This window comes from Cupriavidus sp. FW305-26 (assembly GCF_058787975.1).
In genome coordinates this window covers 1-6,279 of sequence record NZ_JBYTAH010000140.1, presented here as the reverse complement: position 1 = coordinate 6,279, position 6,279 = coordinate 1, and the positions used below count along the sequence as shown (strand labels likewise).

Annotated in this window: 7 protein-coding genes and 1 pseudogene; 4 read left to right on the top strand and 4 right to left on the bottom strand. The window is 66.7% G+C overall.

Features of this window, described 5'->3' with window-relative positions:
• From AC3WQZ_RS35325 to AC3WQZ_RS35310, 4 genes and pseudogenes are all read right to left on the bottom strand, one after another.
• Positions 1 to 204: pseudogene (locus tag AC3WQZ_RS35325) on the bottom strand (hypothetical protein); the annotation flags it as partial.
• Positions 201 to 704: a MarR family winged helix-turn-helix transcriptional regulator gene (locus tag AC3WQZ_RS35320; RefSeq protein ID WP_010814782.1), complete on the bottom strand. Its 504-nt coding sequence runs from the start codon at positions 702 to 704 to the stop codon at positions 201 to 203. The pseudogene AC3WQZ_RS35325 and the gene AC3WQZ_RS35320, both read right to left, overlap by 4 nt.
• Positions 705 to 834: 130 nt before the next feature.
• On the bottom strand, positions 835 to 1,836 hold the full coding sequence (locus tag AC3WQZ_RS35315) for a tripartite tricarboxylate transporter substrate binding protein (RefSeq protein WP_010814781.1): 1,002 nt from the start codon (positions 1,834 to 1,836) through the stop codon (positions 835 to 837).
• Positions 1,837 to 2,007: 171 nt separating this feature from the next.
• Positions 2,008 to 3,147, bottom strand: a complete 1,140-nt coding sequence (locus AC3WQZ_RS35310) for a porin (protein ID WP_010814780.1) — start codon at positions 3,145 to 3,147, stop codon at positions 2,008 to 2,010.
• A 338-nt stretch (positions 3,148 to 3,485) separates the two neighbouring features.
• Between AC3WQZ_RS35310 and coq7 the strand changes: the two genes are divergently transcribed.
• The 4 genes from coq7 to ftsL all read left to right on the top strand — a co-directional run bounded on the left by coq7 (position 3,486) and on the right by ftsL (position 6,279).
• On the top strand, positions 3,486 to 4,109 hold the full coding sequence (coq7, locus tag AC3WQZ_RS35305; RefSeq protein ID WP_010814779.1) for a 2-polyprenyl-3-methyl-6-methoxy-1,4-benzoquinone monooxygenase: 624 nt from the start codon (positions 3,486 to 3,488) through the stop codon (positions 4,107 to 4,109).
• Positions 4,110 to 4,527: 418 nt separating this feature from the next.
• Positions 4,528 to 4,956, top strand: coding sequence for a division/cell wall cluster transcriptional repressor MraZ (mraZ, locus tag AC3WQZ_RS35300; RefSeq protein ID WP_010814778.1), 429 nt, complete (start codon positions 4,528 to 4,530; stop codon positions 4,954 to 4,956).
• A gap of 7 nt (positions 4,957 to 4,963) precedes the next feature.
• On the top strand, positions 4,964 to 5,965 hold the full coding sequence (gene rsmH, locus AC3WQZ_RS35295) for a 16S rRNA (cytosine(1402)-N(4))-methyltransferase RsmH (RefSeq protein ID WP_454750447.1): 1,002 nt from the start codon (positions 4,964 to 4,966) through the stop codon (positions 5,963 to 5,965).
• The gene (ftsL, locus tag AC3WQZ_RS35290) at positions 5,962 to 6,279 is read left to right on the top strand and encodes a cell division protein FtsL (protein WP_011616092.1); all 318 of its coding nucleotides are present in this window, start codon (positions 5,962 to 5,964) and stop codon (positions 6,277 to 6,279) included. The genes rsmH and ftsL overlap by 4 nt, the downstream gene beginning before the upstream one ends.

Sequence of the window (6,279 nt, the reverse complement as noted above, 5' to 3'; positions counted from 1 at the left end):
GGCACCCACGCCGACGCTGGTGCCGCCGCCGTAGTACGGGGGCACCTGGGCCACGTCCAGGCGGGTCAGGAACGTCTTCTCGGTGACGCGGCCAAGCTTGATGGTGGCGTTCACCGGCGTGACCTGCGGCGGCTGCGGCGTGCTGCTGCAGGCAGCCAGCACCGGCAGCAGGCCGCACAGGACAAGATAGGGCCGGGTCTTCATGGCGAGATCAGGCCGGTCTTGAGCCGGCCAAGCAGTCGGAACAGGGCGCGCCGGTCGGTCTCGGCCAGGCCCGAGAACAGTTGCCCGATCCAGTCCTCATGCGCGCGCGCCATGCGCGAGAACGCGGCGCGCCCGGCCGGGGTCAGGCGGATCAGGTAGGCACGGCGGTCAGTGGGCAGGGCCTCGCGTGAGACCAGGCCTTCCTGCTGCAGCTGGTCGGTGATGCCGGTGACGTTGCCGCCGGTCACCATCATGCGGCGCGACAGCTCGCCCATCTTCAGGCCTTCCGGATGGCGGTCGAGCTGTGCCATCAGGTCGAAGCGCGGCAGCGTGCAGGCAAAATCCTGGCGCAGCCGCGAACGGATATCGCCCTCGATCAGGGTGGTGCAGGTCAACAGCCGCAACCACAGCCGCAGGGCTTCGTGCTCGGTCTGGTCGGCACGGGTTTCAAGGTCGACCGGCGCGCTGTCGGCGCCGGCGGCAGGGGATGGGTTTGGCATCTTCAGTGCATCGGTGCGCAGGTGTGCGGCCGCGGCCGCCAGGGGCCGCCCACGGGGCGGGCAGCCGACATTTGATGCCTCAAGTATATGCGCGATACGCGCCGCCGCCCTGCCGGCGATCAAATCGGCGTCAATCCACCTTGGCGCCGGAATCCTTGACCACCTTGGCCCACTTGGCGGTCTCGGCGCGGATGAACGCGGCGAACTGCTCCGGCGTGTTGCCGACAGGCTCGGCGCCCTGCGCCTGCAGGCGTTCGCGCACGGCCGGGGCGTTCAGCGCCTTGGCCACTTCCTGCTGGATGCGGTGGATGACGTCCGGCGGCGTGCCGGCCGGCGCCAGCATGCCGAACCAGGAGCTGGCTTCATACTGAGGCAGGCCCGCAGCCTGGGCAATGGTTGGCACGCCCGGCAGCGCCGGCGAGGGCCTGGCGCTGGTCACCGCCAGCGCCTTGAGCTTGCCGCTCTTGATCAGCGCCATCGACGACGGCAGGTTGTCGAACATCACCTGCATGGTGCCCCCGGCCAGGTCCGTCAGCGCCGGCCCGCTGCCCTTGTACGGGAAGTGGACCATGAAGGTCCGGGTCTGCGTCTTGAACAACTCCCCGGCCAGGTGGATCGAGGTGCCGTTGCCACTGGAGGCCATGTTGATCTTGCCGGGATTGGCGCGCGCGTAAGTGATCAGGTCCTTGACGCTGTCGATCTTGTTCTGCTGCGCAAACACCGGGTTCAGCACCAGCACGTTGGGCACGGCCGCCACCTCGGTGATCGGGGCGAAGTCCTTGATCGGATCGAACGGCAGCTTGCCGTACAGCGACTGGTTGATGCCATGGGTGCCCACGGTGCCCATCAGCAGCGTGTAGCCGTCCGGAGCGGCCTTGGCGACGATGTCCGCGCCGATATTGCCGCCGGCACCGGGTTTGTTGTCGACCACCACGTTCCAGCCCGGCAGCCTGGCCAGCTCTGCGGCCACGGCGCGGGCCAGGATGTCGGTGGTGCCGCCGGCGGCAAAGGGCACCACCAGCCGGATCGGCTTGGCCGGGTACGGGTCTGCGGCCAGCGCCGACTGGCTGGCGAGCGCGGCAAGGCTGGCGGACAGCAGCAGCGCAACGACGCGCCGGCGAGTGGGTTGCATGGGTGGTCTCCTGGTGTGGCCCGCTCTCGGTACCTGGGGGGCTATGGTCAGTGCATTCTAGTCGGCGCCCGCAGTGGCGCCGATGAGGTGATGCCCTATGGGGCTGCAGCGCCGCGCCAATGAAAAAAGGCACCCGAAGGTGCCTTTCAAGCTCAGCCTTGCGACTGGCGATCAGAACTTGTGGCGGATGCCGATGGCGGCGCCAATCATCTTGTCTTCGCCGGTACCCAGGAAGTAACCATTGGCGAAGCTGATCGCCGAGGTGTCGAAGTTCAGGCCGGCGTTCTTCGAGAAGGCCGTGGTCAAGTACACGTCGGTGCGCTTGGACAGGTTGTAGTCGGCCACGAACGAAATCTGCCAGGGGTTCTTGATGTTGTTGGTGGTGTTGACGGTGGCGGCGGCCGGGTTGAAGTTCTTGACGTCGTCGTAGTAGTACGCGAGCGTCAGGCCCAGTGCCGGCGTGACCTGGTAGTTGGCACCGACCCAGTAGTAGTTGTCCTTCAGGATCGTATTGTCGTTCACATGCTTGCTCATGCCCCAGCGATAGCCAGCCATCAGCTTGGCCGGACCGAAGGCATAGCTGGCAGCGACCGCGGCTTTCTTGAATTCGCCGGTGCCGCCGGCGGCGTTCAGGGTCGGGTTGTACTGGTCATAGGCGCCGCTGATGCCGAACGGGCCGGCTGACCACGACACGCCGGCACCGTAGCCGGTGTCGCGGCGGAACTGGCCGGCGACTTCGCCACCGCCGGCAACGCCGTTACCGAACGACCAGTGCGCGACCGCGGTCACCGGGCCGAACTTGCCGGTGTACTTGGCGGTGTTGTCCGAACGGAAGTTCAGGCCCAGTTGAGCGACCACCGGCTCGTACTGGGTGGCATAGCCGGTCGGCGAAAAATTGGCCATCATGTCAAACAGCGAGGTGTACTGGCGACCGAAGGTCACGCGGCCCACCTGGGCGCTTTCCAGGCCGACATAAGCCTGACGACCGAACAGGCGGCCGCCTTGCTGCGAGCGCCCGTCGTCCAGGCCGAAACCGCTTTCCATCACGAACAGTGCCTTCAGGCCGCTGCCCAGGTCTTCCACGCCACGCAGGCCCCAACGCGAACCGGACAGGCCGCCGGACGACATGCGGAAGAGGTTCTCCGACGGGCCGGTCGCAAATCCGTTGGCCGCCGACGGCGTGACGCTCGACATATTGCTCACGTACTCGATGTTGGCATCCACCACACCGTAGAGCGTGACGCTCGATTGGGCCTGCGCCGCCCCAGCAAATGCGCCAAGCGCTGCCAGCGCCAGAAGCGATTTCTTCATGCTCGTTGATCTCCACTGTAAGAATTATTGGTGACGGCCCGGGAGAACCTCCTGTTGGTCTCCATCCCCCGTGCGTCAAACTTCCTGGGAAGTTGCGAAGTACTGTAACAAACAACCCTTAATTCACTACTCAGGCCAATCCCCCTTGTCTTCTTTTAACAACTCAGGGTTTCTGAGTAGCCGGGCGCATCAATGCAAGGCGGGATGCGGGTTGGCGCCGATTAGAGGCAAGCTACAATGCGGGTAATCCCGATGGCCCCCTGTGCGTACCGCAGCCGCAGCTGCGCACCCCACGATCGCAGGGACTGCCGGGAACGAAGACCAACTGCCTCTGCGACATGGACACCCTGATCAAAGAATTCGACGTGGCATTGCGCGCCATTGCCGGCGCCACGCGCACCGCGCGCGCCAACCCGGCTGACCGGCTGGCGCCGGACACCGAACAGATGAGCGCCGATGAACGCCGCCACGTGGCCGGGCTGATGCGCATCAACCATGTCGGCGAGGTCTGCGCGCAGGCCCTGTACCAGGCCCAGAAGCTCACCGCGCGCGACGGCGCGGTGCGCGCGCAGATGGATGCCGCCGCGCGCGAAGAGGAAGACCACCTGGCCTGGTGCGCCGAGCGCCTGCGCGAGCTGGGCTCGCGCCCGAGCCTGCTCAACCCGCTGTGGTACGCCGGCGCCTTCGCCATCGGCTGGATGGCCGGCCGCGCCGGCGACCGCGTCAGCCTGGGCTTCGTCGCCGAGACCGAGCGCCAGGTCGAGCACCACCTGGGCGGGCACCTGGACCGCCTGCCCGAGGCCGACGGCCGCTCGCGCGCCATCCTCGAGCAGATGCGCGACGACGAGATCCGCCACGGCAACGCCGCGCGCGATGCCGGCGGGATCCCGTTACCTGCCCCGGTGCGGGCGCTGATGCGCGGCGCCTCGCGCGTGATGACCACCGCCGCCTACCGGATCTGAGCCGGCCCTGCCAGCCCCCCGCCGGCCCTGATTCCGGCGGGGCTGGCGGGCAATTGTTGTATCCTTCCTTCGCGCGACGGGGCAGGTCTTTCCCGTGCCGCCGGCAGTTCCTCCGCAAGTGGTTCTCAGGTGGTTTCTCGGCTTTCCTCCCTAAGATCTTCATTTCATTAAGGATTCACTTTTTCGGTGCGTGAGGTGTGCGCGCTAAGTCATTGTTCTTATTCAAAAAAACTCGTTTGCTGCCCTGCAACCAGCCTTGACCCGCCATATCGCTTCCTCTAAAGTGGGAAATAGTGTGAGGAAGTGTATTTTTGTGTGAAATTGGGCCCCGACCGTGGGATGATGTCGCCATAGTCGGAACAGAAGGGATTCACGCGCATGCTGGCCGACAACCGGCCGGCATGGACCGGGAGCAAGCTTGTTTCAGGGAGCATCGGCACTCTCGCTGGATGCCAAGGGACGGATGTCCATTCCGTCCCGGCACCGCGAGGCGCTGCAACAGCAGGCCGAGGGCCGGGTGACGCTGACCAAGCACCCGGATGGCTGCCTGTTGCTGTTTCCCCGGCCCGAGTGGGAAACCTTCCGCACGCGCATTGCAGCGCTGCCGATGGATGCGCACTGGTGGAAGCGCATCTTCCTGGGCAACGCCGCCGACGTGGAAATGGACGGCGCGGGCCGGGTGCTGATCGCCCCGGAGCTGCGCAGTGCCGCCATGCTCGACAAAGAAGTCATGCTGCTCGGCATGGGCAGCCATTTCGAAGTGTGGGATGCCGCGACCTACGCCGCCAAGGAACAGCAGGCGATGGCGCAGGGCATGCCCGAAGCATTGAAGAATTTCTCTTTCTGACGAGGTCATGAGTCCAACCGGAACGCCGGCAACCCCCGCCCTGCGCCATCGCACCGTGCTGCTGGACGAGGCCGTCGAAGCCTTGGTCTGGCGGCCCGACGGGGTCTACGTCGACGGCACCTTCGGCAGGGGAGGGCACAGCCGGGCGGTGCTGGCCCGGCTGGGGCCAGACGGGGCCCTGGTTGCGTTCGACAAGGACCCAGCAGCAATCGCAGAAGCGGGCACCATCAAGGATGCCCGCTTCTCCATTGAGCACGCGAGCTTTGCGGCCATGGCCGAGCGCCTGTCGGGGCGCGGCCACGTCGCCGGCGTGCTGCTCGACCTGGGGATCAGCTCGCCCCAGATCGACGAGGCGGCGAGGGGGTTTTCCTTTCGTTTCGAGGGCCCGCTGGACATGCGCATGGACACCACGCGCGGCATCACTGCCGCGCAGTGGCTGGCGCAGGCGGATGAGCAGGACATTGCCAGGGTGATACGAGACTATGGGGAAGAACGGTTTGCTGTACAGATTGCAAAGGCGATTGTTGCTCGCCGGAGCGAACCCGGCGATGGCGGACCCATCGCCACTACTGCCGACCTTGCCGCGCTCGTGGCGAAAGCCGTCAAGACACGCGAGAAGGGTCAGGACCCTGCGACCCGCACCTTTCAGGCTCTACGGATTCACGTCAATCAAGAGCTTGAGGACCTCGAAAGAGGGCTGAAGGCGGCGTATGAACTGCTGCAGGTCGGAGGGCGCCTGGTGGTGATCAGCTTCCACTCGCTGGAGGACCGCATCGTCAAGCGGTTCATGGCGGCGCACGCCCGTCCCCAGCAGGATGCCGACCCGGCGCTGCGGCGCGCGCCGCTGCGCGCGGCCGACCTGCCGCAACCGACGCTGCGCCTGCTCGGCCGCTACAAGCCGGGCCCTGAAGAGGTGGCCGCCAACCCGCGCGCGCGCTCGGCCGTGATGCGCGTGGCCGAGAAGCTGGCCCCTGCCGCGACCACTGCCGGCGGAGGCGCACGCGCATGAACCGCCTGACCTTCTTCCTGCTGGCCGCGCTGATCCTGTGCGCGCTGTCGCTGGTGAGCGCGCAGCACCAGGCGCGCACGCTGTTCGTCGCGCTGGAGCGGGCCCAGGCTGAAGAGAAGCAGCTCGATATCGACTGGTCGCGCCTGCAGTACCAGCAGAGCGCGCTGGGCAAGAGCGCGCGCATCGCCGACGCGGCGCGCGCGCAGCTGAAGATGGCGCCGGTCAACCCCGGCAAGACCCAGTATCTGTCCGGCATCGTGCTGCCGCCGCCTGCCGAGGCGGCGTCGGCCAGTGCCGCGGAGGCGCGCCGATGA